At 72.3% G+C, this 22,405-nt stretch carries 18 protein-coding genes and 2 pseudogenes; 11 read left to right on the forward strand and 9 right to left on the reverse strand.

The window, feature by feature from the left end:
* Positions 1–24 precede the first annotated feature (24 nt).
* A complete protein-coding gene (locus ENC19_RS01675; RefSeq protein ID WP_164445954.1) occupies positions 25–2,082 on the reverse strand; it encodes a DNA gyrase/topoisomerase IV subunit B in 2,058 nt (685 codons plus the stop codon).
* Positions 2,083–2,422: 340 nt separating this feature from the next.
* Between ENC19_RS01675 and ENC19_RS01680 the strand changes: the two genes are divergently transcribed.
* Together ENC19_RS01680 and ENC19_RS01685 are read left to right on the forward strand one after the other, a co-directional pair.
* Positions 2,423–3,679: an SGNH/GDSL hydrolase family protein gene (locus tag ENC19_RS01680; protein ID WP_164445377.1), complete on the forward strand. Its 1,257-nt coding sequence runs from the start codon at positions 2,423–2,425 to the stop codon at positions 3,677–3,679.
* Between the two features lie 123 nt (positions 3,680–3,802).
* Positions 3,803–4,657 carry an alpha/beta hydrolase family protein gene (locus ENC19_RS01685; protein WP_164445378.1) on the forward strand — a complete coding sequence of 285 codons (855 nt, stop codon included), beginning with the start codon at positions 3,803–3,805 and terminating at the stop codon, positions 4,655–4,657.
* Positions 4,658–4,789: 132 nt separating this feature from the next.
* On the opposite strand, the gene ENC19_RS01690 is transcribed toward ENC19_RS01685, so the two are convergent.
* Positions 4,790–5,224 carry a hypothetical protein gene (locus ENC19_RS01690; RefSeq protein ID WP_164445379.1) on the reverse strand — a complete coding sequence of 145 codons (435 nt, stop codon included), beginning with the start codon at positions 5,222–5,224 and terminating at the stop codon, positions 4,790–4,792.
* A gap of 214 nt (positions 5,225–5,438) precedes the next feature.
* Here ENC19_RS01690 and ENC19_RS01695 point away from each other — a divergent pair, with 214 nt between their 5' ends.
* The 3 genes from ENC19_RS01695 to ENC19_RS01705 all read left to right on the forward strand — a co-directional run bounded on the left by ENC19_RS01695 (position 5,439) and on the right by ENC19_RS01705 (position 7,544).
* Positions 5,439–6,335 carry an RNA polymerase sigma-70 factor gene (locus tag ENC19_RS01695; RefSeq protein WP_164445380.1) on the forward strand — a complete coding sequence of 299 codons (897 nt, stop codon included), beginning with the start codon at positions 5,439–5,441 and terminating at the stop codon, positions 6,333–6,335.
* A 97-nt stretch (positions 6,336–6,432) separates the two neighbouring features.
* A complete protein-coding gene (locus ENC19_RS01700) occupies positions 6,433–7,071 on the forward strand; it encodes a hypothetical protein (RefSeq protein WP_164445381.1) in 639 nt (212 codons plus the stop codon).
* A gap of 86 nt (positions 7,072–7,157) precedes the next feature.
* Entirely contained in the window at positions 7,158–7,544 is a 387-nt protein-coding gene (locus ENC19_RS01705; RefSeq protein WP_164445382.1) for a hypothetical protein, read from the forward strand.
* A 19-nt stretch (positions 7,545–7,563) separates the two neighbouring features.
* Here the strand turns inward: ENC19_RS01705 and ENC19_RS01710 are convergent, their stop codons facing one another.
* Positions 7,564–8,457 carry a DUF72 domain-containing protein gene (locus tag ENC19_RS01710; RefSeq protein ID WP_164445383.1) on the reverse strand — a complete coding sequence of 298 codons (894 nt, stop codon included), beginning with the start codon at positions 8,455–8,457 and terminating at the stop codon, positions 7,564–7,566.
* Positions 8,458–8,539: 82 nt separating this feature from the next.
* On the opposite strand from ENC19_RS01710, the gene ENC19_RS01715 reads away from it, so the two are divergent.
* From ENC19_RS01715 to ENC19_RS01725, 3 genes are read left to right on the forward strand one after another with little or no spacing between them, the layout of a single operon-like run.
* Positions 8,540–9,277, forward strand: a complete 738-nt coding sequence (locus ENC19_RS01715; protein ID WP_166457891.1) for a Pr6Pr family membrane protein — start codon at positions 8,540–8,542, stop codon at positions 9,275–9,277.
* Positions 9,278–9,330: 53 nt separating this feature from the next.
* Entirely contained in the window at positions 9,331–10,377 is a 1,047-nt protein-coding gene (locus ENC19_RS01720; RefSeq protein WP_164445384.1) for an NAD(P)-dependent alcohol dehydrogenase, read from the forward strand.
* A gap of 34 nt (positions 10,378–10,411) precedes the next feature.
* Positions 10,412–10,927, forward strand: coding sequence for a 2'-5' RNA ligase family protein (locus ENC19_RS01725; RefSeq protein ID WP_164445385.1), 516 nt, complete (start codon positions 10,412–10,414; stop codon positions 10,925–10,927).
* 49 nt (positions 10,928–10,976) lie between these two features.
* On the opposite strand, the gene ENC19_RS01730 is transcribed toward ENC19_RS01725, so the two are convergent.
* The 4 genes from ENC19_RS01730 to ENC19_RS01745 are packed head-to-tail and all read right to left on the reverse strand — an operon-like array spanning position 10,977 to position 15,875.
* Positions 10,977–11,888, reverse strand: coding sequence for a siderophore-interacting protein (locus ENC19_RS01730; RefSeq protein ID WP_164445386.1), 912 nt, complete (start codon positions 11,886–11,888; stop codon positions 10,977–10,979).
* A 28-nt stretch (positions 11,889–11,916) separates the two neighbouring features.
* A complete protein-coding gene (locus ENC19_RS01735) occupies positions 11,917–14,013 on the reverse strand; it encodes an iron ABC transporter permease (RefSeq protein WP_164445955.1) in 2,097 nt (698 codons plus the stop codon).
* Between the two features lie 5 nt (positions 14,014–14,018).
* Positions 14,019–15,002, reverse strand: a complete 984-nt coding sequence (locus ENC19_RS01740; protein ID WP_164445387.1) for an ABC transporter substrate-binding protein — start codon at positions 15,000–15,002, stop codon at positions 14,019–14,021.
* 39 nt (positions 15,003–15,041) lie between these two features.
* Positions 15,042–15,875 carry an ABC transporter ATP-binding protein gene (locus ENC19_RS01745; protein ID WP_164445388.1) on the reverse strand — a complete coding sequence of 278 codons (834 nt, stop codon included), beginning with the start codon at positions 15,873–15,875 and terminating at the stop codon, positions 15,042–15,044.
* Positions 15,876–16,189: 314 nt separating this feature from the next.
* On the opposite strand from ENC19_RS01745, the pseudogene ENC19_RS31645 reads away from it, so the two are divergent.
* A pseudogene (locus tag ENC19_RS31645) lies at positions 16,190–17,665 on the forward strand (hypothetical protein); the annotation flags it as partial.
* Between the two features lie 288 nt (positions 17,666–17,953).
* Here ENC19_RS31645 and ENC19_RS01750 read toward each other — a convergent pair.
* Both ENC19_RS01750 and ENC19_RS29765 read right to left on the reverse strand, forming a co-directional pair.
* Complete coding sequence (locus ENC19_RS01750) at positions 17,954–19,279, reverse strand: cation:proton antiporter (RefSeq protein WP_208020790.1); 1,326 nt, start codon at positions 19,277–19,279, stop codon at positions 17,954–17,956.
* Between the two features lie 412 nt (positions 19,280–19,691).
* Positions 19,692–20,357, reverse strand: a complete 666-nt coding sequence (locus ENC19_RS29765) for a hypothetical protein (protein WP_235944352.1) — start codon at positions 20,355–20,357, stop codon at positions 19,692–19,694.
* Positions 20,358–20,678: 321 nt separating this feature from the next.
* Between ENC19_RS29765 and ENC19_RS01760 the strand changes: the two genes are divergently transcribed.
* Positions 20,679–21,647, forward strand: coding sequence for a helix-turn-helix transcriptional regulator (locus ENC19_RS01760; protein WP_164445390.1), 969 nt, complete (start codon positions 20,679–20,681; stop codon positions 21,645–21,647).
* Between the two features lie 81 nt (positions 21,648–21,728).
* Positions 21,729–22,148: pseudogene (locus ENC19_RS29770) on the forward strand (ATP-binding protein); the annotation flags it as partial.
* Positions 22,149–22,405: the final 257 nt, after the last annotated feature.

The following is a 22,405-nucleotide window of genomic DNA, read 5'->3' on the forward strand; positions in this document are numbered from 1 at the left end:
CTTTCCTTCCGAGAGACCCGATGGTCAGGCGTCGATGGCGTCACGGTCGACCCGGTCGGCGGAGTCGATCAGCCAGTTGCGGCGCGGCTCGACCTTCTCCCCCATCAGCAGTTCGAGGATCCGCTCGGCGGCGTCGATGTCGTCCAGGGTGATCCGGCGCACCGCGCGGGTGGCCGGATTCATCGTGGTCTCCCACAGTTCCTCGGCGTCCATCTCGCCGAGACCCTTGAACCGGGGCACCGGGGTGACGATCTGCTTGCCGGCCTTCTCGAACCGGCGCACCGTCGACTCCATCTCCGCCTGGGTGTAGGTGTAGACGGTCTCCGGGTTGCGCCCCTTGGTCGTGATCTTGTGCAACGGCGGCATCGCGGCGTAGAGCCGGCCCGCCTCGATCAACGGCCGCATGTACCGGGCGAAGAGGGTGATCAGCAGCGTCCGGATGTGTGCGCCGTCGACATCGGCGTCGGCCATGATCAGCACCCGTCCGTAGCGCAGCGCCGACAGGTCGAAGGTGCGCCCGGAGCCGGCGCCGAGCACCTGCACGATCGCCGCGCACTCGGCGTTGTCCAGCACCTGCTGAAGGCTGGCCTTCTGCACGTTGAGGATCTTGCCCCGGATCGGCAGGAGCGCTTGAAATTCCGCAGAACGGGCTAGTCGCCCGGTACCCAGGGCGCTGTCCCCCTCCACGATGAATAGTTCACTTCTATCGATGCCTGAGGCGCGGCAGTCGACGAGTTTGGCGGGCATGGCCGCGCCTTCGAGGGCGGTCTTGCGCCGGGCCGCGTCCTTCTGCTGCTTCTGGGTGAGGCGTACCCGGGACGCGTCGACGATCTTCTGGAGGACCGTACGCGCCTCGGTGCGCGTCTTGCGGTCGTCCAGCCAGGACTTGACGTGCTGCTCCACCAGGCCCTGCACGACCTTGGTGATGCCGGCGGTGGAGAGCTCGTCCTTGGTCTGCGAGGTGAACTGCGGCTCGGGCACCCGCACGTGCACCACCGCCGTCATGCCCTCCAGCACGTCGTCCAGGGTGGGCGCGTCCTCCTTGGCCTTGAGTAGGCCCCGGGTGTTGCGTACGGCGTCGGCGAGAGTACGCGCCAACGCCCGCTCGAAGCCCTTGCGGTGGGTGCCGCCGTGGGCGTTGCGGATGGTGTTGGTGAAGCACTCGACCGTGCGTTCGTAGCCGGTGCCCCAGCGGAAGGCGATCTCGACCTCGGCCCGGCGCTGCACGTTGGACTGCATGACGCCGTTGGCGTCGGCGGCGTTCTCCCGGTACGTCCCCTCGCCGGTGACCAGCAGGGTGCCGGAGACGGGCCGGTCGCCGGCCGGTGCGAGGAACTCCACCATGTCGGTGAGGCCGTTGGGGTAGTGGAAGCGCTCCTCGGTGGTCTCCCCCGTGGTGCGGTCGTGCAGGGTGTAGCCGACGCCGGGGACCAGGAAGGCGGTGTGGCGCAGCTTGGCCCGCACGGCGTCGTGGTCGAGGGTGGCACCGGTCTCGAAGTAGCGGGGGTCGTGCCAGTAGCGGATCGAGGTGCCGGTGCGGCGGCCGCGCTTCATGGCGCCGACGACCTGGAGGCCGGGGCCGGGGGTGAACGGCGCGTCGGGGCCGTCGCCGTCGAAGACGCCGGGCACCCCGTGCCGGAACGACATGGTGTGCACCTTGCCGCCCCGGCGCACGGTGACGTCGAAGCGGCGGGACAGGGCGTTGACCGCCGAGGCACCCACGCCGTGCAGGCCGCCGGAGGTCTTGTAGCCGGAGCCGCCGAACTTGCCGCCGGCGTGCAGGCGGGTGAGCACCAGCTCCACCCCGGAGATGCCGGAGCGGGCGTGCACGTCGGTGGGGATGCCCCGGCCGTCGTCGTCGACCTGCACCGACCCGTCGGCGTGCAGGATGACCTCGACGCTTGTGGCGTGGCCGGCGACACCCTCGTCGGTCGAGTTGTCGAGGATCTCGTTGACGAGGTGCCCCACGCCACGGCTGTCGGTGGAGCCGATGTACATGCCGGGCCGCTTGCGGACGGCGTCCAGCCCCTCGAGGTGCGTGAGGTCGTCGGCCCCATACAGGGTGTCAGGCTCTGCGGTCAACTGGTCGTACTCCCCGGTCTCGGCGATGTGCTCCCCCGCGCCGTCGGCGGTCGGCCCGGCGCGGACACGCCGCAGCGAGCGTAGCCGCACGCCCCGACAACCTGTGCGGACACCCGCCCGGCACGCCGCGGGCCGCTCCTGGCGGACCTGCTGCGGTCAACGCCCCGGCCGCCGGCCTTATGCCCGGCGGCGGCACTCGACGCCGTTCGCGGGAGCATCCCTGACCCCGCTGGACCCACCTGTCACGGATGTTTCCCACTGTTGACGTTCGTCACACCCGCGTGATCTCATCACCGCACCAGAGGATCTTTCACATTTCTATGAACGGATGGGGATGCCGATGTCCGCGTTGCGTCGTACCGCCGCCGCGATGGCCCTGGCCGTCACCGCGGCGACTCTCTCCACCGCCGTCGCGGTCCCCACCGCCTCGGCCGCCCCACCCACCGCGGCGGTGGCCCTCGGCGACAGCTTCATCAGCGGCGAGGGCGCCGGCTCCTACCAGCCGGTGGTCGACGTGACCGGCGTGGCGCGGAGCTTCCCGGGGTGGACAGCGCCCAACAGCAATGCCTTCTTCTGCCACCGCTCGGCCAACGCCTCGCTGCACAAGGCGACGCTGCCCGGCATCCAGGACCGGTTCAACCTGGCCTGCTCCGGTGGCCAGCCGCACGACATCGCCGCCGCCTCGTCGGCCCGAACGAGCGGCCGGCAGGTCGCCGCCCAGCTCGACCAGCTCCGCGCGGTCGCCCAGACCCATGACATCGACCTGGTGCTGATCGGGCTCGGCTCGAACAACAGCTCGTTCACCTTCGGCGGGGTGGCCGAGAAGTGCGCCAACCGGTTCATCGCCGACGCCTGGACCGGCTGGTGGGAGTTCTGGGCGTACCTGAACGGCCCGGTGGAGCAGAAGCCGTGCAGCGACGCCGACCTGGCCACCGCCGCTCAGATCACCGCCGCGACCGCGGAGACCACCGCGGCCGTACGCCAGATCCTGACCACCCTGCGCGAGGTGGACGCCGACGGTCAGCACCGGGTGGTGCTGCAGGACTACACCAACCCGCTGCCGCTGGACCTGGCCCCCACCTACCACTCCGAGGACAACCGGGACGACACCCGGGACAAGTTCCGCGCGCTGGGTGCCGAGCGGTACGCGGCCGGCTGCCCGATCCACCGGGCCAGCCTCCCGCCCGGTCACCGGTTCTCGCAGGGCCTCGGGACCATCGTGCGGTCCACCCGGGACACCCTGGCCGCCGAGTTCGCCGGTGCCGACCTGGTCTACCTCAACGTGCAGCGCGCCTTCGACGGCGCCCGGCTCTGCGAGAACACGAACAGCCCGACCGGCACCCTGGCCACCCCGATCCGGTTGATGGACAACCCGCCGAACGGGACCTTCGTGACCAGCCTCTCCGGCAAGGACAAGATCGCCATCCAGCGGATCGCCAACACCTGCGTGAGCTACTTCCAGACCTGCCAGGAGTCGTGGCACCCGAACGCCGCCGGGCACCAGGTGCTGGGGCAGTGCCTGTCCGGCGCGGCCAGCACCGCGGCCCGCTCGGTGGCCTGCGTACGCTCCGCGAACGGCACGATCGGCGTTTCCTGACCGCCCCGAGTCGGGCAGTGGGGTGCCCCGGAGTCCGGCCGGACTCCGGGGCACCCGTCGCCGCGGTGCGATCCCGGCGGGGGTGGCCCCCCGCCACAACCTACCCGCCGGTAACCTGTGGTCGTGAACGCGACGGAGTATCAGCAGGAGTTCGTCCAGGTCGACGATGCCCGGCTCGGCATCCAGGTCTACCCGGAGCCCGTCGGGGTGGCCGATGCTCCGGTGGTGCTGATCTCTCCGGCGATGGGGGTCCGGGCCCGCTACTACCGACCGTTCGCCGCCGCGCTGCGCGCCGCCGGGCTCGCCGTGGTCGTGGCGGACCTGCGCGGCACCGGCGAGAGCACTCCCCGGCCGAGCCGGACCTGCCGGTACGGCTACGCCGAACTGGCCGCCGACATCGGGGCGGTACGGACGGCGCTCAAGCCCCGGCTCGACGGCCGGCGGACGGTGTTGCTGGGACACTCCCTCGGTGGCCAGGCCGCCGTGCTGCACCTGGCCCTGCACGGCGAGCACGAGGTGGACGGGCTGGCCCTGATCGCGGTCGGCATCCCCTACTGGCGTGACTTCTCCGGCCCCCGACGGTACGGGGTACTGCCGTACACCCAGGGCATCGCGGCCACCGCCCGGATGCTCGGCGTCTGGCCCGGTTGGGGCTTCGGTGGTCGGCAGGCACGCGGGGTGATCCGCGACTGGGCGCACACCGCACGCACCGGACGCTTTCCCGAGCTGGACGGGGTGGACACGGAGGCGGCGGTGCGCCGGATCCGCACCCCGGTGCTGGCGATCAGCGTCGACGGCGACCAGTACACCCCGCATCCCACGCTGGACCGGCTCTGCGCCAAGCTCACCGCAGCTCCCGTCGAGCGTGAACGCTACGGCGCGCCGGGCACCGACCTGGACCACTTCACCTGGGTACGCGCCGCCGGACCGCTGGCCGCGCGGGTGGCCGACTTCGTCACCACCCTGCCCGCCCGCTGACCCGCACGGCGGCGGCCGGGACGCCCGACAGCGGTCAGGCCGACGGGCTGGCCGAACGGCGCCGGCGAAGCCGGAACAGCAGCCGGGCCACGGTCATCGGCAGCAGGTGCAGCACCACCACCAGCGCAGCCGTCAGCATCGCGTACTGGCCCACGGAGAGCCCGGCCAGGGCCAGCACCAGCCCGGCGCAGGCCGTGACCTGCCAGTCTGGCCTGCGATCCGTAAGGTGATCTGTCGGGCGATTGGGTCCACCTCGGCCTCGGTGGATCGTCGCAGCGCCGCGCCGGCCGCCGCCGCGATCATGGTCAGGCCGGCGAACTGCAAGGCCCAGAGGGCGACCCGGCCGACACCGGCCTCGTCGGTCGCCGCCGGCGCGACGAGGGTGGCCAGCGCGAACACGACGAAGGTCGGTGGCCAGGTGAGGACGAAGGCGGCCAGCACCGCCAGCGCGACCCTGCTCGGCAGGCTCGGCTCCGGGGTGACCTCCTGCCGGATACGGGCGGCCACCTCGTCGGGTGCCCACACCAGCTTGCCGTCGGTGCCCGCTTCTGGTGCCGGTTGTGCCATGCGGCGAGCCTAGTGGGATCGGTCAATGCGCTCGGGTGCGGCGTATCCCGTCGGCCGACCACCACCGCACGGCGACGTGACCTGCCTCACCAGGCGGCACAGCGGTGGGCATTACGGTGTCTTGCGGCCGGAGCCAGACCCACGGGGCGCCATGATCCCCGGTGCTCGTCATCGACGGCGGGTACGCCGGGGTCCGGAAGGAGAGGTCGAGACAGTGAGTGAGCGCATCACCGACCCGGCGACCACCACCTTCGTCGCCCACCGCAACCTGCTGTTCACCGTCGCGTACGAACTGCTCGGCTCGGCCGCCGACGCCGAGGACGTCCTTCAGGAGACCTGGCTGCGCTGGGTCGACGTCGACCTGGATCGGGTCCGCGACCAGCGTGCCTACCTGGTCCGGATCACCACCCGGCAGGCGCTCAACCGGCTGCGCACGTTGCGTCGCCGCAGGGAGTCCTATGTCGGCTCGTGGTTGCCCGAGCCCTTGCTCACCGCACCGGACGTGGCCGAGGACGTCGAACTCGCCGAGAGCGTCTCGATGGCTCTGATGCTCGTCCTCGAGACGCTGTCACCGACCGAACGGGCCGTGTTCGTGCTCCGCGACGCGTTCGAGGTCAGCTACGACGAGATCGCCGCAGCGATCGGGCGCAGCCCCGCAGCGGTGCGACAGATCGCGCACCGGGCCCGCCAGCATGTCACCACCCGCCGCCCCCGCGACGTGGTCTCTGCCGGCGAGACCCGGGCGGCGCTGGAGTCGTTCCGGCGCGCGGTCGAGACCGGCGACCTCCAGGCCCTGCTCGACGTGCTCGCTCCCGAGGTCGTCCTGGTCGCCGACGGCGGCGGCGTGCGGCAGGCCGTGCCGAACCCGGTCGTCGGCGCGGACAAGGTGGCCCGCATGATCCTCGGCGGTCTCCGCCGGGCGCCGGGCCGGCTGACCGCGACCGTGACGGCGCTCAACGGCAGCCCGGCCCTCGTCGTACACCTCGATGGTGATCTCGACGGCGTGCTGGCCGTCCGGGTCGGTGAGGCGGGCATCGGTGGCCTCTACTACGTCCGCAACCCGGCGAAGCTGACCCGGGTCGGCTCCGAGACCCGACTCGTCCGCCGCTGAACGCCGGGATCATCGCGGCGGGTGTCCCCAGGTCACCGCGATTAGCCCGGCCGAAGGCGGGTAAGCCGCTGCGCCCGACACGGTGGAAGGGGACCAGATGTCTGACAGCCACACCGCACTACGTTCCATGCACGACCTGGGCCTGGCGGCCTGGTTCGGCGGCAGCCTGATGGGTGCCTTCGGCGTGAACGGTGCCGCAGCCCGGATCGGCGACTCGACCCAACGACTCTCGGTGGCTTCGACCGGTTGGAACCGGTGGACGCCGGTCAACGCGGCGGCCATCGGCGCTCACCTCGCCGGCGCGGTCGGCGAACTGGTGACCGAGAGCCCGCGCATGGCCGCCCAGGCCGGGGTCGGCCGGGCCAGCACCGTGAAGACCGCGCTGACCGTCGGCGCCCTGGCGGTGACCGGGTACAGCCGGTTGCTCGGCATGCGACTGGCCAAGGCCGGCCAGGCGTCGGTCGAGGGGGTGACCGAGCCGAACGGACAGACCCCGGCGAACGTGGCCTCCTGCCAACGCCAGATGAAGGCGCTGCAATGGGCGATCCCGGCGCTGACCGGCGCCCTGATCGTGGTCACCGCCTACATGGGTGAGCAGCAGAAGCCCGGGCAGGTCCTGCGCGGCATGCTCGGCCGCGTGGGTGGCCTCGGGCACTCGTCGAAGACGATGGGCAAGGGCGCCGGCGGGATGGCGGCGGCCAAGGCGATCCGGCAGATGGCGATGTCCGGCCGCTGACGGCGGCGGCATCACCGCCAGTGCACCCATGTGCCGGCGTCGGTATCGGGTAGACCGGCGGCCGCGCACCGATCAGCGAGGTGGCCATGACGGACCGGGACAGGCAGGACCGGGCACCCGAGGGTGTCTCCCCCTGGGGGACCACCGACGGCTTCGACGGGGATCCGCCGTGGGGTGCCGGCGCGGACTCCCCGATGGATGAGGGCAGCGAGGAGACCGCCGTGCCGGAGGGACGACGCGGTGAACGACGCGCGGCCGGCACTTCCGCCGGTGATCCGACGGACCGGCCCGCCGGGCGGCACGGGTTCGGCTCGGTGGAGCCGACCCGTACCCCGGCGGCCGGGCCCGGGGCACCACCGGACCCGGCGCCCTCGCGGCGCAGCTTCCCGGACGACTCGGCCGGTGGGGACCTGCCGGACAACGCGCTGGAGGAGGCGACCGGGATGCACCCGGAGGGCACCTGGCGCGGGTGAGCGCCACCGTGCCGTCCACTCAGGACGGTACGGCCCGCCGGTCGGCCCCGTCGAGCAGACCGACCAGCCGCTCCGCGTCGCGTTGGGCCTGACCCGCGCAGCAGTTGTTGAACAGCACGTGCAGCTCGTCGGCCTGCCCGGCGAGATCGATCAGCAGCTCGGACCAGCGGCGCAGTTCCTCGTCGCCGTAGGCGTACCGGAACCGGTCCTCCTTGTCGCCGCTGGTCCAGGCGCTGCTGTGGCCGTGGAACCGGATCATCGCCAGGTCGGCGGTGGCGACCGGGATCGGCGGCACCGAGTCCGGATGTCCCTGCGGCATGTCCACGCAGCAGAAGGTCAGTCGCTGCTCGCGCAGGAAGGCCAGCGTCTCCAGCGCCGCCGCCCCGTCGAACCAGGAGGCGTGCCGCAGCTCGACGGCGACCCGCCACGGTCGGCACCGCGACGCCAGCTCCGCGATCCGTCGGCGGGCCGCCTCGCCGCGGGCCAGCCACGGCGGGAACTGCAACAGCACCGCGCCGAGCCGGTCGGCCGCCGCGATCGGCGCCAGCGCCGCCCGGAACCGGTTCCACAACTCGTCGTACGCGGCCGTCGGCAGGTCACGTCGGCGGATCCGGGCCGGACCGCCGCCCGGACGGAGGTCGGCGGGCAGGGTGGCCACCGGGGTCGGGTGACCGGTGAAGAGACTGAACGCCTTGACGTTGAAGGTGAACCCGTCGGGCGTGGCGTCGACCCAGCCCTGCGTGGTCTCCGGTGCGGGCACCGCGTAGTACGACGTGTCCACCTCGACCAGCCCGAACCGGTCGGCGTAGTGGCGCAGTCGGCCGGCCGGTGTGTTGGCCTGGCGCGGGTACCAGCCGGAACGGACGAGCGTCCGGTCCGCCCACGAGGACGTGCCCACCTTGATGACACCCATGTAGTTCAGTGGACCGCCGAACGGGCCCATCGGCAACCGCTGGGCGGTGACCGCCGGGCCGACCCGTTGGTAACGTGCCGCGATGACTCTGCGGCGTCGATCCGCGGCGGTGGTGGTGCTCCGCCTGGCGATCGTGACAGGTGTGCTGGCCGGCGTGGTGCTCACCGCGCTCGGCCCGGCCACGGTGACCGGGCTGCTGCCGTACTTCACCATCCAGAGCAACCTCGCGGTGGGCCTGGTCGCCGGGTACGCGGTCTGGCGGGGCCGGCCGGATCCGTCGGACGTGCTCGCCGCCGCGGTGACCCTCTACATCACCATCACCGCCGTGGTGTACCACGTGGTGCTGGCCAATCCGGCCAGCCCGTTCGCCATGCCGCAACCGGACCGGGCGCTCGGTGAGGCGTTCGGTAACCAACTCCTGCACACCGTGGTGCCGTTGCTCGCCGTCGCCGACTGGGCGGTGCTTCGCCGGCACGGGCGGCTGCGCCTGCGGCACGCGCTGTGGTGGTTGGCGTTCCCGCTGGGTTACCTGGGTTTCGCCCTGGTACGCGGGCTGGTGGTGCACCGCTACCCGTACCCCTTCCTGGACGCGGGCGAGCTCGGCTACGCCGGGGTGGGCATCGTCTCGGCCTGCCTCGCCGTGGTGTTCTGGCTGCTCGGCCTGCTGCTCGTCGGCATCGACCGGACGCTGACCCGGCTCCGGCCGGCATCCGTGCCGGCCGACCCGGACCCGGTGCCGGCGGCCCGACCCGCCCCTGCCGGGTCGGCACCGCCCGACACTGCGACCCCACCGGAGGAGCAGGCGGCGGAGGTGGTTTGAGTCGGCATCCGTCGGGGAGCCTCGGGCAGGGGTAACGGCGACGGGAGACAGGGATGCGTGCACTGCGGCTGCCCGCCTGGAAGACCGAGCCGGAACTGGTCGAGGTCGACCAACCGACACCCGGCCCGGGCCAGGTGGTGGTGCGGATCGGGGCCGCCGGTGCCTGCCATTCCGACCTGCACCTGATGCACGACTTCGAGGCCGGCGGCCTGCCCTGGAATCCGCCGTTCACGCTCGGCCACGAGAACGCGGGCTGGGTGCACCGGCTCGGCGCCGGGGTGACCGGCCTGGAGGTGGGCCAGCCGGTGGCGGTCTACGGCCCGTGGGGCTGCGGTCGCTGCGCCCGCTGCCGGGTCGGTGTCGACAACTACTGCGAGAACCCGGCCGCGGCGCCGGTGCCGGGCGGTGGTGGTGGCCTCGGCCTGGACGGCGGGATGGCCGAGTACGAGCTGGTGCCGGACGCCCGGCACGTGCTGCCGCTGCCGGACGGGCTCGATCCGGTCGACGCCGCGCCACTGACCGACGCGGGGCTGACCCCGTACCACGCGATCCGCCGGTCGTGGCCGAAGCTGCCACCGGGCAGCACCGCGGTGGTGATCGGCGTCGGTGGGCTCGGGCACGTCGGGGTGCAGATCCTCAAGGCGACCACCGCCGCCCGGGTCGTCGCGGTGGACACCCGGGAGGAGGCGCTGCGGCTCGCCGAGGAGTGCGGTGCCGACCTGACGATGCGCTCGGCCGAAGGCACCGCCGAGGAGATCCGCCGGGTCACCGGCGGCCGGGGCGCCGACGTGGTGCTCGATTTCGTCGGCGCCGACGCCACGCTCAGGCTGGGCGTCGCCGCCGCCCGGACCGTGGGCGACCTGACCATCGTGGGGCTCGGCGGCGGCTCGCTGTCGGTCGGCTTCTTCTCCGTGCCGTACGAGGTCAGCATCCAGACCACCTACTGGGGCAGCCGTCCGGAGCTGCTCGAGGTGCTCGACCTGGGTGCGCGCGGACTGGTACGACCGAAGACCACCACGTTCGGGCTGGACGAGGCGATGCGCGCGTACCGGATGATGCAGGACGGCAGTCTGGAAGGTCGGGCCGTGATCGTGCCGTGAGTCGCCCGACGACGCGCCCCTCTACAGTGATCATGTGGTCGCCGCGTTGGAGCTGTACCTGGACCCCGTCGCCACCCGGCGGATCCGCGTGCTGTGGGACGCCCTGGAGGCCGAGGGGGTGCAGAGCATGCGCTCCCTGCTGGCGCAGCGGCACCGGCCACACGTCTCGCTCGCGGTCGCGCCGCGCTTCGACCCGGAGCAGGTCACGGCGGCGCTCGCCGGCACCACGGTGGCGGCACCGCTGCGATTGTCGTTCCAGCATGCCGGCCAGTTCGTCGGTCGGGTGCTCTGGTTGGGCCCGGTACCCACCCCGGAGCTGCTGGCGCACCACCGACGGGTGCACGACCTGCTCGTCGCCGGCGGGGTGCCGCTGGTGGAGCACTACCGGCCCGGCCGGTGGGTCCCCCACTGCACCCTGTCCATGCGGGTCCCCAACGCGCTGATGGCCCCCGCCGTCCGCCGCTGCCTCGAGGTCCTACCGCTGGAGGCCACGGTCGTCGCAGCCGCCCTCACCGACCACGCCCGCAACATCTCCCACCCCCTCCCCTGACAGACCGCTCCCACCCCTGGGGCGGCGGGTGGGGTGGGGTCGATGAGGGTCAGGAGGGGTGGTTGTGGCGCCAGTAGCCCATGAAGGCCACCGCGCGGCGGTCCAGGCCCCGTTCGGTGACCAGGTGCCGGCGGAGGGTACGGATGACTCCGGCCTCTCCGGCCAGCCAGGCGTAGAGCGGGGCGGTCGGGTGTGCGTCGGGTACCTCCCAGAGGATCTCGTGGTCCTCGTCCACCTCGTCGACCGGTTCCGGTACCGGGCCGTCGCCGGTGACCGGGCCGCTGGCCAGCAGTTCGTCGGCGGCCGCGGCGACGGCGGCGACGAGCCGGCTGCCGTGCCCGCCGGCACCCCGGGGCAGCCAGGTCACCTCGACACCGGGCGGAGTGACCAGCGACAACGCGTCGCCGGCCTCGGGGACTTCCAGCAGCACCCGACCACACGCGTCAAGTGGCAGCCGCTCGCAGATGCCGCTGATCGCCGGCACTGCCGTCTCGTCCCCGGCCAGCAGCAGACGCCCGGTCGACGGGGGGCGGAACTCGACGCCACCGTGGTCACCGCCGTACGCCGAGTCCGGGCCGACGATGGCGATCTCGTCGCCGGGGCGGACCCGGCGGGCCCACCGGGTCGCCGGCCCACCGTCGCCGTGCAGCACCAGGTCGACGTCGACCTCGCTCAGGTACGGCCGGACCGCGCGCACCGTGTAGGTCCGGATCGGGTTGCGCTGGTGATCCGGCAGGGCCCGCCACCGCGCGTACCAGTCCGGCCCCTGCGGCAGGAGCACACCGGCCTGGCCGGGCAGCGGCAACGCCAGCTTGATCCGTTGGTCGTAGCCGTTGTCGGCGAAGCGGTCCAGGTCGGGACCGGTGAAGGTGACCCGGACGAAGGACGGGCTGAGCCGACGTACCGCGCGGACCTCGACGGCGAACAGCCGCCACGGTGCGACGGGCAGGGTGTGGGTCATGATGCCTCTCCGGGTCGGGTCGGTGCGCTTACCGGGACGGGGTGGCGGCGCGGGACCGCCACAGCAGCCAGACGAAGTAGGGGGTGCCGATCATGGCGGTGACCAGCCCGGCGGGTATCTGCGCCGGAGCGATCACGGTGCGGCCGAGCGTGTCGGCGAGGCTGACCAGGGCTGCGCCGAGCAGCGCGGCGACCGGAAGCACCCGGGTGTGCCGGCCGCCGACGAGGGCCCGGGCCGCGTGCGGGGCGACCAGGCCGACGAAGCCGATCACACCGACGGCGGAAACCGCCGTCGAGGTGAGCAGGGCCGCCGCGCCGAGCGCGATCAGTCGGGTGCGTTCCAGCCGGACACCGAGCACCCGAGGGGTGTCGTCGTCGAGCGTCATCAGGTCCAGCTCGCGCCGGGCGGCGACCACGGCCGGGGTGAGCACCAGCAGGGCTATCGCCACCGGCAGCACCTGCGTCGCGGTCCGCCCGTAGGTGGAGCCGGAGAGCCAGGTGAGGGCCTTGCCGGTGTTCCAGGGATCGAAGGCGACGATCATGAAGGTGATCATGGCCATGCCGCCCTGCCAGGCACCGAAGCCGATCAGGACCAGCCGGTCGGAGCTGAGACCACCGCGCCACGCCGCGCCGTACACCAGGGCGAAGGCCAGCATGGCACCGAGCCCGGCGACCCCGGAGACGGCCCAGACACCGGCCAGCGGCACGAAGGTGAGCAGCGAGACCGCGCCCAGCCCGGCACCGGCGGTGATGCCGAGGATGCCGGGCTCGGCCAGCGGGTTGCGGCAGACCGCCTGCACGGTGGTGCCGGCGACCGCCAGGGCCGCGCCGGCCAGCATCGCCGCGGCGACGCGCGGCCACCGTTGGTCCAGCACGAAGGTGTACGCCGGCCCGGTGCTGCCGTTGATCCAGTTGACGATGTCGCCGAGCAGCAGCCAGGTGTCCCCGGCGAGCATGCCGAGCAGCACCGCCGCGACGGTGACCGTGGCGGCGACCGCCACCACGGTGCGGTGGAAGGTCGCGGAGCGTACGGCGGCGTGGCCACCGGCGGGGCGGCGGGTGGGGCCGGCGTCGCGGTGCCGACGGGCCAGCCAGATCAGGATTCCCGCGCCGAACAGTGTGGTCACCACGCCGGTCGGGATGTCGACACCGGCCTGTCCGCCCATCAGGGCCCGCAGCAGCACGTCGGAGCCGAGGACGATGATGACGCCGGCCATGCCGGACAGTGGCAGCAGGATCCGGTGCCGGTGGACACCCGGCACCAGCGGACCGAGCAGCCGGACGATCACCGGCGCGCAGAGGCCGACGAAGCCGACCGGGCCGGTGAGGGTGACCGCCGCGGCGGACAGCAGCACGGCCAGCACGGTGACGATCAGCCGGGTACGGCGTACGTCGATGCCGAGCACGGTGGCGGTGTCGTCGCCGAGGGCGAGGATGTCGAGGCGGTGGCCGAACAACATCAGCGTCGCCATGGCCGCCACGATCACGGGGGCGAGCTGGGTGAGGGTGTCCAGGTCGCTCTGCACCAGTGAGCCGTTGCCCCAGGCGAACAGGCCGATGGTGGCCTGCTCGAACAGCAGGAGCAGCAGCATGGTCACCGAGCTGAGCGCCAGCGCGGTGGCCGAGCCGGCGAGGATCAGTCGGGTGGTGCCGGCCTGGCCGCCGGAGGACATCGCCATGACCAGGCCGGCGGCGGCGAGGCCACCGCAGAAGGCCAGCCCTCCGGCGGGCAGCGCGGGCAGCGCGATGCCGAACGCGGCCACCGAGACGATGGCCAGGTGGGCGCCGGCGTTGACGGCGAGGGTGTCCGGGGACGCGAGCGGGTTGCGGGCTATCGACTGCAACGCCGCGCCGGCGAAGCCGAGGGCGACACCGATGGTGAGCCCGGCGAGCAGCCGGGGCACCCGGGAGGCGACGAAGACCCGGGCGGTCTCGTCGTCACCGCCGGTCAGCAGGCGGAGCAGATCGAGCGCGCCCACGGTGGAGGTGCCCTGGGTGAGGTGCACCGCCACGACCACCAGCAGCAGCGCGGTGGCCGCGAGGAAGATCCCGACGACGCGCGGAACCGAGGCGCGCCCGGCCGGAGCCGGCTGGACAGCCGGCTCCGGACGCGAGGGCGCGGACAGCATGGTCACCCCGCGTAGGTGGTGACGAGCTGGTCGATGTACTGCTTGCCGGACAGCGGCCCGCCGAAGGTCCAGATCCCGTCGGGCATCCGGTGCAGGTTGCCCTGCTTGACGAAGGGCAGCGACTTCCAGATGGCGTTGCTGTTCAGCCCGTCGGCGAAGACGTCGGTGCCGTCCGAGGCGTTGTAGAAGAAGTGCAGGTCCGGGCTGGAGAGCACGGTCAGGCCCTCGACGTCGGTCTGGCCCAGGCCCCACGCCGGGTCGGTCTCGCCGGTCCACGCGTTGGTGAGGCCGAGCTGGATGCCGATCTGGGAGACCAGCGCGCCCTCGCCGAACATCCGGATGCTGACCGTGCTGCCCTCCTTCCAGCCGTCGGCGATGGCGAACGGCTTGCCGGCGGCACCGGCGTCGGCGATCTTCTTCTTGCCGTCGGCGATGGCGGCGTCGAAGTCGGCGAGCAACTTCTCTGCCTCGGCGGTCTTGCCGACCGCGGCGGCGATCATGTTCAGGTCGGCCCGCATCCGGCCGAGGTTGTCCGAGGCGTCGCTGCCCTTGGTCACGATGACCGGGACGTACTTCTCCAGCTGCGTGATGACGTTGGCGCCCCGGTCGTCCTCCATGACCACGAGGTCGGGTTGCAGCGCCACGATGGAGTCGATGCTCGGCTCGCCGCGGGTGCCGACGTCCTTGACGCCGGGGTCGAGCTTGGCGGCGCTGACCCAGGTCGCGTACCCCTCGGGGTCGGCGACGCCGACCGGCATGACGCCGAGACTGACGAGCATCTCGACCTCGCCCCACTCGAGACCGACCACCTTGGTCGCGGGGGCGTCGAGCTTGACCTCCTTGCCGCGGCTGTCGGTGACGGTGACCGGGCCGCTGGCGGCGGAGGTGGCGGCGGCGGGCTCGGTGGTGTTCTCGGTGGTGCCGCAGGCGGCCAGCAGCACCGCGGTGGCGGCAGCCAGCAGGGCGGTTACACGGGTACGGGACATGATGTTCTTTCTCGGGTGGGTGTCGTGACCGGTCTGTGCTCAGACCGGGACTCGGGCCAGGTGTCGGCCCACTGGGCGGGCCGTCACCAGCCCGCTGAGCGGGTCGGTGCTGACCTCGATCCGGATGCCGTAGGTCTCGGTCAGATCCGGTTCGGTGAATACCTCGGCCGGGGTGCCGGTGGCGCGGACCCGGCCACCGTGCAGCAGGACCACCTCGTCGGCCACCGCGGCGGCCTGGTTGAGGTCGTGCAGCACGACGCCGACCGCGACGCCGTGGTCGTCGGCGAGGTCACGCATCAGGTCGAGAATCCCGACCTGATACCGCAGATCAAGGAAGGTGGTGGGCTCGTCGAGCAGCAGCACCGGGGTGTCCTGGGCCAGACAGGTGGCCAGCCAGACCCGCTGCAACTCGCCACCGGAGAGTTCGTCCACCGGCCGACCGGCCATCGCGCTGACGCCGGTGACCTCCATGGCGCGGGCGATGGCGGCCGGGCCGTCCGGGTCGTCCGCGCGCCACCGGCCCCGGTAGGGGTGGCGGCCGTAGCCGACGACGTCGCGGACGGTGACGCCGTTGGGGACCGGCCTGCTCTGGGCGAGCAGGGTGACCCGGCGGGCGTACTCCTTGGCGGGCAGGCCAGCGGCGGCGATGCCGTCGGCGAAGAGCACGCTGCCGCGGTCGAGCGGATGCAGCCGGGCCAGTGCCCGCAACAGGGTGGACTTGCCACTGCCGTTGGGGCCGACCAGAGCGGTCACCGTTCCGGGGCGCAGGGCGATCGCCGCGCCGTGCACCACCGTCGTGCCGTGGTAGCCCAGGCACAGGTCGACACCGCGTAGACTCTGCTCGGCGTCGTTCGACATCAGTCCGCTCGACATGTGGTTAGGCTAACCTAACCTAAGTACCTGTCAAGACGTGGGTCCGTCTCACCCTTCTGAACCTCGACCGTCACTCGGCGTTGCTGGACCGCCGTCGATGCGCCGAGCCACCTCGCTGGCCAGCCCTGGTGGCGCACGCCGTGACGAGCCGCCACCTGCGATCGGGCCGGGACGCCGATGCCGGGCCACCCGTCAGGCGGCCCGAAATCCGTACCGGGGTGGGACGACAGAGCAGTCGGAGCAGCGGTAACGTTGCGCGTCATCCGCCGCCGGCCCGCCGGCGTGGCGCTCTTCGATCCTACGGAGGATGGGGCATGTCCATCGGCGAGGAGCCGTTCGCAGTCCGCGACGACCTGGCCTCGCGGCCGAACTTCGAGGTCGCCCTGCGTGGGTACGACAAACGGCAGGTGGAACGCTACGTCGAGCAGATCGACGGCCGGCTCGCCGCGGTCTCGGCGGAACGGGACCGGGCCACCGCCCAGTTGCGGGAGCTGACCGGGAAGCTTCAGGCGGTGCAGGGCGAGATGGCCGAGCTGCGGCAGCGACCGGCGCAAGTGGACAAGGCCACCTTCCAGGACGTCGGCCCGATGGTCGGCCAGATCCTGGACCTGGCCGAGAAGCAGGCCGCGGCGATCATCGAGACGCACAGCCAGCGGGCCACCAAACTCCAGGCGGAGGCGGAGAAGACGCTCGCCAACGCGCGGGAACGCACCGTCAAGGCGCTTGCCGACCTTGAGGAAGAGCTGGCCGGCCGGCGGGCCGAGCACGAGAAGACGTACGAGGAGTTGCGGGCGGCCGCCGACGCGGAGCTGGCCGAGAGCCGAGAGCGGGCCGACAAGCTGCGCGCCGACGGGGAGGCCGCACACGAGCGTGCGCAACAGGAGGCGCAGCGGATCGGCGAGCAGTGCCGCCAGCAGGTCGAGCAGGCCCGCTCGGCGGCGGAGGCGCTCACCACCTCGGCGCGTACCCAGATCCACCAGGAGATCCAGGCGGCCCGGTCGAAGAGCCAGCAGGAGCTGGCGCAGTGGCGGGCCACGGTCGAGGAGGAGCTGGCCGAGCGGCGGGCCACGGCCGAGGAGGACCTGGCCGAGCAGCGGGCGGCCGTCGAGCGCGAGTTGGCCGCGCAGCGGTCCGCCGCCGAGCAGCGGGTCAGCTCGATGATCGCCGACGCCCAGCAGTACTCCGCGGAGATCCGCAAGCGCGCCGACGAGCAGGCGGCCGAGGTACGCAAACTCAGCGACGAGCAGGCCGCGGCGGCCGAGGAACAGCTGCACGCCGTCCAGCTCGAGGTCGGGGAGCAGCGTCAGGCACTGGCCCAGCTGCACGAGCAGTTGGACGACGCCGAGCAGCAACTCGACGCCGCCCGCCGCACCAAGGACGCCACCGAGACCGAGCTGACCCGGCTGCGGCAGTTGCTGGAGGAGACCAGCCACGAACTCGTGGCGGAGCGCCAGCGGCTGGACGAGGTGCGCCGGGCGGCCGAGGCCGCCGAGCGGCACGCCAAGGAGACCCGGGCCCGGGTGCAGCGGGAGGCCAAGCGGGTCGCCGATCTGGCGGCCGCGGCGGTGATGGCCGCGGCGGCCGGTGGCGGCGAGACCGCCGAGTACCCGATGGTGGCCGCCCGACTCGGGGTGTCCCGAACCGCTGGCGACGCCGCCGCGGCGGGCGGTGGCGAGGTGACCTCGGCGGCCGGTGGTCAGACCGAGGACGTGGCCACCGAAGCCGAGGGCAGCGCCGAGCGGGCCGGGTCGGATCCACAACGTACCGTCACCGACGCCACCGACCCGGCGGGTCGGGAGCGCAACGGCGTGGTCCCGGCCGACCGGGGCACCCACAGCCGGAGCAGGGCGCACGCCCCGTGGTCGATCCGGTGGCTCGCGCGGCGGCCGCGGTGGCGGCCGGTGGGCCGGGTGGCATCGACTGGTTCGCCGGTCAGGGCGGGAACCAGCAGTTTGAGGCTGAGGAACCGCCGACGCCGGGCGCGACCGCGGCCGACCGGGCGCCGGAACCCGCGGCGAACTGAGCGCGACCGACAACGGGCCGCCCACCCCGAACCCCGGGGTGGGCGGCCCGCCGCGTCAGGACCGGCTGGTTGCCAGTTCCGGTTCCCGCGCGGTCGGATCCGGCACCAGCCCGGAGGGGCCGTAGACGAGGCCCCTGCGCCGTGCGCCCCGCTCGAACATCCGATGCAACGGAGTCGCGGCGAAGGTGGTCACGATGGCCATGATCGCCAGCACCGTGTAGAGCTGTTGGCTCACCAGGCCGGCGGAGAGCCCGATGTTGAGCAGGATCAGCTCCATCAGCCCTCGGGCGTTGGCCAGTGCGCCCATCGACCCGGCCTCCCGCCAGGTCATGCCCTGCCACCGGGCCGCGAGCCCGACGGCACCGAACTTGCCCAGGAAGGAGGCCGCCATTACCACGGCGGCCACCAGCAGCACGGACGGCTCGAAGATGAGGCTGAGCTTGGTGTTCAGCCCGGAGTAGATGAAGAAGGCCGGTAGCAGCAGGTACGCGGCGAGCGGCTCGGCCCGTTCCCGGAGCGCGTCGACGAAGCGACCCCGCGGCATGACCGCACCCGCGACGAAGGCACCGAAGACCGAGTAGATGCCGACGAAGTCGGTGAACCAGGCGGCGAGGAGCACCACCGTCAGCGTGACGGTCAGCGGCCCCACCGGCAGTGCCGCCGTCTCGCCGACGGCACGTCGGCGCTCGGCCCAGTCCTCCAGTCGGCGCAGCAGCGGCCGACCCACGAAGATCATGAACAGCAGGAACGCCAGCCCACCACCGAGGGCCACCACACCGCCGCCGATCCCGCCGGCGGCCGTGGCCACCACGATCGCCAGGAGCACCCAGGCGCAGGCGTCGTCGGAGGCCGCGCAGGCCAGGGCCATCGTACCGAGCCGGGTGCGCAGCAGGCCCGAGTCGTAGACGATCCACGCCAGCATGGGGAACGCGGTGATGGCGATGGCCGAGGCGATGAACAGGGCGCCCTGCCAGGGCGCCACCCCGGCGCTGAAGTACTCGTCACTGTGGACGGTCAGCCACCAGCCGAGCACGCCACCGAGCAGCAGCGGCACGCCGAGCCCGGCCGAGGCGGTGGCCCCGGCCTGCCGGACGTGCCCACGGAGAATACCCAGATCGAACGAGCAACCGACCAGAAACATGTAAACGACGAGACCGAGTTGCCCGATGACATAAATGGCGGTCAGCGAGGGGTGCGGTATGGCCTCGCCGCCGACCTGCAATGTCAGGGGGAACATCCATTGTTGCGCCGCCGGCCACAACAGCCCGAACAGCGACGGGCCCAGCAGGAAACCGGCGACCATGATGGCCACCACCTGCACCTGCCCCAACCTGCGAAACAGCGGCCAGATCAGTCGATAGACGGCCAGAATCACGGCCATCTGCAGAAAAAGATGCATGGCAATTTCGAGCATCGAAGGCATGAGCCATCCACTTCTCGATTGACACGGCAACGGAAACAGCGCTCGACCGAAATTTCCCCCGGAGGAATTATCGACGATGCTAGATCCGGTCCGGAGCGGCGACAAGAGTGGCTCGGCGTCCCCGACCGTCTGGTGGCGGACACTTCACGGTCCGACCTGGTTGCCACCCCGGTACCACCGGTGGAAACGACGAAAGGTCTGGTTGGTCGAGTCTCTCTTCGCTCTTCAGAAGGGACCTTCCCCCGCACCCGGCGAGGTTCGCTCGATATCGGGTCGGCTGGGACGCCGACCGGTGACACCGCCGCACCCGGTGGTCACGGGCTCACGCGAGCCGGGGACCGCCGGGCGCGGCGTACGGCCGCCGGGCCGGTCAGAACGGCCGGCGTGGCAGCCAGCCGAGGAAGCGGTTGCGGGCCCGGGCCAGCGGCAGCCCGGGCAGGTCGCGGGCGGCGGCGAGCAGACAGGAGCCCAGGTAGACCGCGAGCGCGGCGCGGGCCCCGCCGAACTCCGCGAGCAGTTGACTCTGCTTGACCGCGCACGGCCACTCCTGCCCGCAGCCGGTGCAGGTCCAACTCGGCGGCGAGGGCAGGTGCTCCGGTGGCTTGGCGGAGCGGTAGCGCACGGCGGCACTGTTGCGTCGGCCGACCCGGGTCGGCAACCGGTGTGGACCGCCCGACGCGGGATGCCGATCGGTGAACAGTTCCCGACGGGCCAGTCCGAGCGCCCCGCCGACCCGGACCAGCGCGTCCGGCCCCGGGCGATAGCCGACCACGGCACCCAGCAGGTGGTGACCCAGCAGATCGAAGGCGTCCGGCCCGAGCGCTAGATCGCGACAGAGCGCGATCAGCCGCGTCGGTGCCGCCACCCGCTGCGCCACCAGGGCGCAGCGCAGCACGTCCCGCAGGCCGCCACCCAGGTCGGACAGGCGGGTTCCCACGATGCCGGCAAGGTCCGCCTCCCCGGCGACCCGCCGGAGTGCCTCAGCCGTCGCCAGTCGGACGATGTCAGTCGGATCCTTGGTCTCCAACGCCCCCACCCCTATCCGTTAGGCGAACAATTGCCCTTGTTCGACACCCTTCGCATGATCACGGCCACGGACGGTTGCTGGCTAGCCCGGTTCGCGCAAGCCGGACCGCACCGACTAGCCCAAAAACGAAAACTCCCCTGACATCGACAACGAGCGAGATCCACCGGCGCGACGGATGCGCCGCGAAAACTTCATGGGACTCCTTCCTTTGTGGATACCATCGATGGGAATCCTGGCTCCGCATGTCCTACCGCTCTCCGGATCCACCACGTCCGTCGGGTGCCATCCCGGCGTGCCGAAGCGCCCTCCGTCCAGGTCGATGGAGACGTATTGAAGACGAAGGTGCCGACCACCCACCGGTTCGACAGCGGCGACCCGGAGACGATCCACGACTTCCTGGCCCGCGCCTACCACTCCAGAGTGGCCATCCGCGCGGCCGTCGACGCCCGGTTCCGGTTCCGCCACCACCGGGTCGACGCGGGCTCGTTCTGGTGGGAGACGGTGGACCAGTCCACGCAGCTCGACATCGATGTCGAGCCAGCCCACGCGTTGGTGATCTGCGAAGTCGTCAGCGGACGCGTCGACCGCTCCGGTGCCGGTACGCACGGTCGGTTCGGGCCGGGTGACGTCTTCCTGGCCACCCTGCCCGACCTGGCCTGCTCACTGCGCTGGCTGCCGGGCAGGATCACCGCCTGCCTGCTGAGTCCCTCCGTCCTGGACCGGGTGACCGGCATCGCCTCCGCCGGCCGGGCGAGCAGGATCCGGTTCACCGGGCTGATCCCCGCCTCCCCGGCCCTGGCCGGTCTGTGGCGACACACCACGAGCTATCTGCACCATGTCGTGCTGGGCAATCCATACGCGTACCGCGAGCCCCTGGTGATCGCCAACGCGGCCCGGATGCTGGCCGCGTCGGCCCTGGCGGTCTTCCCGCACACCAGCGTGGGCTGGTCTCCCGCCGCCGACCAGCGGGCCGCCACCACCACCGCGCTGCGCCGGGCGACGGCGTTCATCGAGGAGTACGCCGACCGTGACATCGGTGCGGCCGACATCGCCGCCGCGGCCCAGGTCTCGCTGCGGACCCTGCAACTGGCGTTCCGCCGACATCTCGGCACCACCCCGATGGCGCACCTGCGCCGGGTCCGGCTCGACCGTGCCCATCGCGAACTGCTACAGGCCGACCCGCGGCAGGAAACCGTCTCGGCGATCGCCTCGCGGTGGGGATTCCTCAGCCACAGCCGGTTCACCGCGCGCTACCACGCCACCTACGGATTCCCGCCCAGTCGCACCCTGCACGCCTGACGTCCGTGCTGACCGACCGCCGCGGGGCGGGCCACCGTCCGCATGATGGCCGCCCCACCGCATCGATGCCAGAATCGCACCATGCGGGGTACGCTCGTCGGCCGCGACGGGGTGTTCGATCAGTCCTGGCGCGCACTGCGCGAGCCGGGCTCGGTGCTGTTGGAGGGCCCGGCCGGCATCGGCAAGACGACGGTGCTACGGGAACTGGTCACCGAGGCGAACCGGGCCGGCTGGTCGGTGCTGAGCTGCGCCCCGACCGAGTGCGAGACCGAGCTACCCTTCGCCGCCCTCGCCGACCTGCTCCGCCCACTGGCGGACCTGGTGGCGGCGCTGCCCCGCCCACAGCGGGTCGCGGCCGAGGTGGTGCTGCTCCTGCGGGACAGCGACGAGACCATCGACGAGCGGGCGGTCGGCGCCGCCACCCGCTCGCTGCTGGAGGCGGCCCTCGCCGCCGGCCGGCCGGTGCTGGTCGCCGTGGACGACGCGCCGTGGCTGGACCGGCCGAGCGAACGAGCACTGCGGTTCGCGCTTCGCCGGGTCGGGCCCGGGCTGTCCATCCTGGTCAGCTGCCGCACCGACAACAGCGCGGCGCTGCGGATCGCGCCACTCGGGCTCGACGCCGGTCCCGGCCGACTGACCCGGCTGACCCTGGCGCCGCTGGGCGTGGGCGCCCTGCACCACCTCCTGCGGGAGCGGGTCGGTGCCGTCCTGAGTCGTTCGCTGCTGGCCCGGATCGCCCGGGAGGCCGCCGGCAATCC

Source organism: Verrucosispora sioxanthis, assembly GCF_010560025.1.
GTDB lineage: Bacteria > Actinomycetota > Actinomycetes > Mycobacteriales > Micromonosporaceae > Micromonospora > Micromonospora palythoicola.

What these genes read in the sequence shown, in the direction of transcription:
- ENC19_RS01715 (WP_166457891.1), top strand. Translation starts at nt 8,540, where the DNA reads ATGACTCTGCGGCGTCGATCCGCGGCGGTGGTGGTGCTCCGCCTGGCG.
- ENC19_RS01700 (WP_164445381.1), top strand. Translation starts at nt 6,433, where the DNA reads ATGTCTGACAGCCACACCGCACTACGTTCCATGCACGACCTGGGCCTG.
- ENC19_RS01740 (WP_164445387.1), bottom strand. Translation starts at nt 15,002, where the DNA reads ATGTCCCGTACCCGTGTAACCGCCCTGCTGGCTGCCGCCACCGCGGTG.
- ENC19_RS01680 (WP_164445377.1), top strand. Translation starts at nt 2,423, where the DNA reads ATGTCCGCGTTGCGTCGTACCGCCGCCGCGATGGCCCTGGCCGTCACC.
- ENC19_RS01710 (WP_164445383.1), bottom strand. Translation starts at nt 8,457, where the DNA reads ATGGGTGTCATCAAGGTGGGCACGTCCTCGTGGGCGGACCGGACGCTC.
- ENC19_RS01730 (WP_164445386.1), bottom strand. Translation starts at nt 11,888, where the DNA reads ATGACCCACACCCTGCCCGTCGCACCGTGGCGGCTGTTCGCCGTCGAG.
- ENC19_RS01705 (WP_164445382.1), top strand. Translation starts at nt 7,158, where the DNA reads ATGACGGACCGGGACAGGCAGGACCGGGCACCCGAGGGTGTCTCCCCC.
- ENC19_RS01690 (WP_164445379.1), bottom strand. Translation starts at nt 5,224, where the DNA reads ATGGCACAACCGGCACCAGAAGCGGGCACCGACGGCAAGCTGGTGTGG.
- ENC19_RS01745 (WP_164445388.1), bottom strand. Translation starts at nt 15,875, where the DNA reads ATGTCGAGCGGACTGATGTCGAACGACGCCGAGCAGAGTCTACGCGGT.
- ENC19_RS01720 (WP_164445384.1), top strand. Translation starts at nt 9,331, where the DNA reads ATGCGTGCACTGCGGCTGCCCGCCTGGAAGACCGAGCCGGAACTGGTC.
- ENC19_RS01750 (WP_208020790.1), bottom strand. Translation starts at nt 19,279, where the DNA reads ATGGCCGTGATTCTGGCCGTCTATCGACTGATCTGGCCGCTGTTTCGC.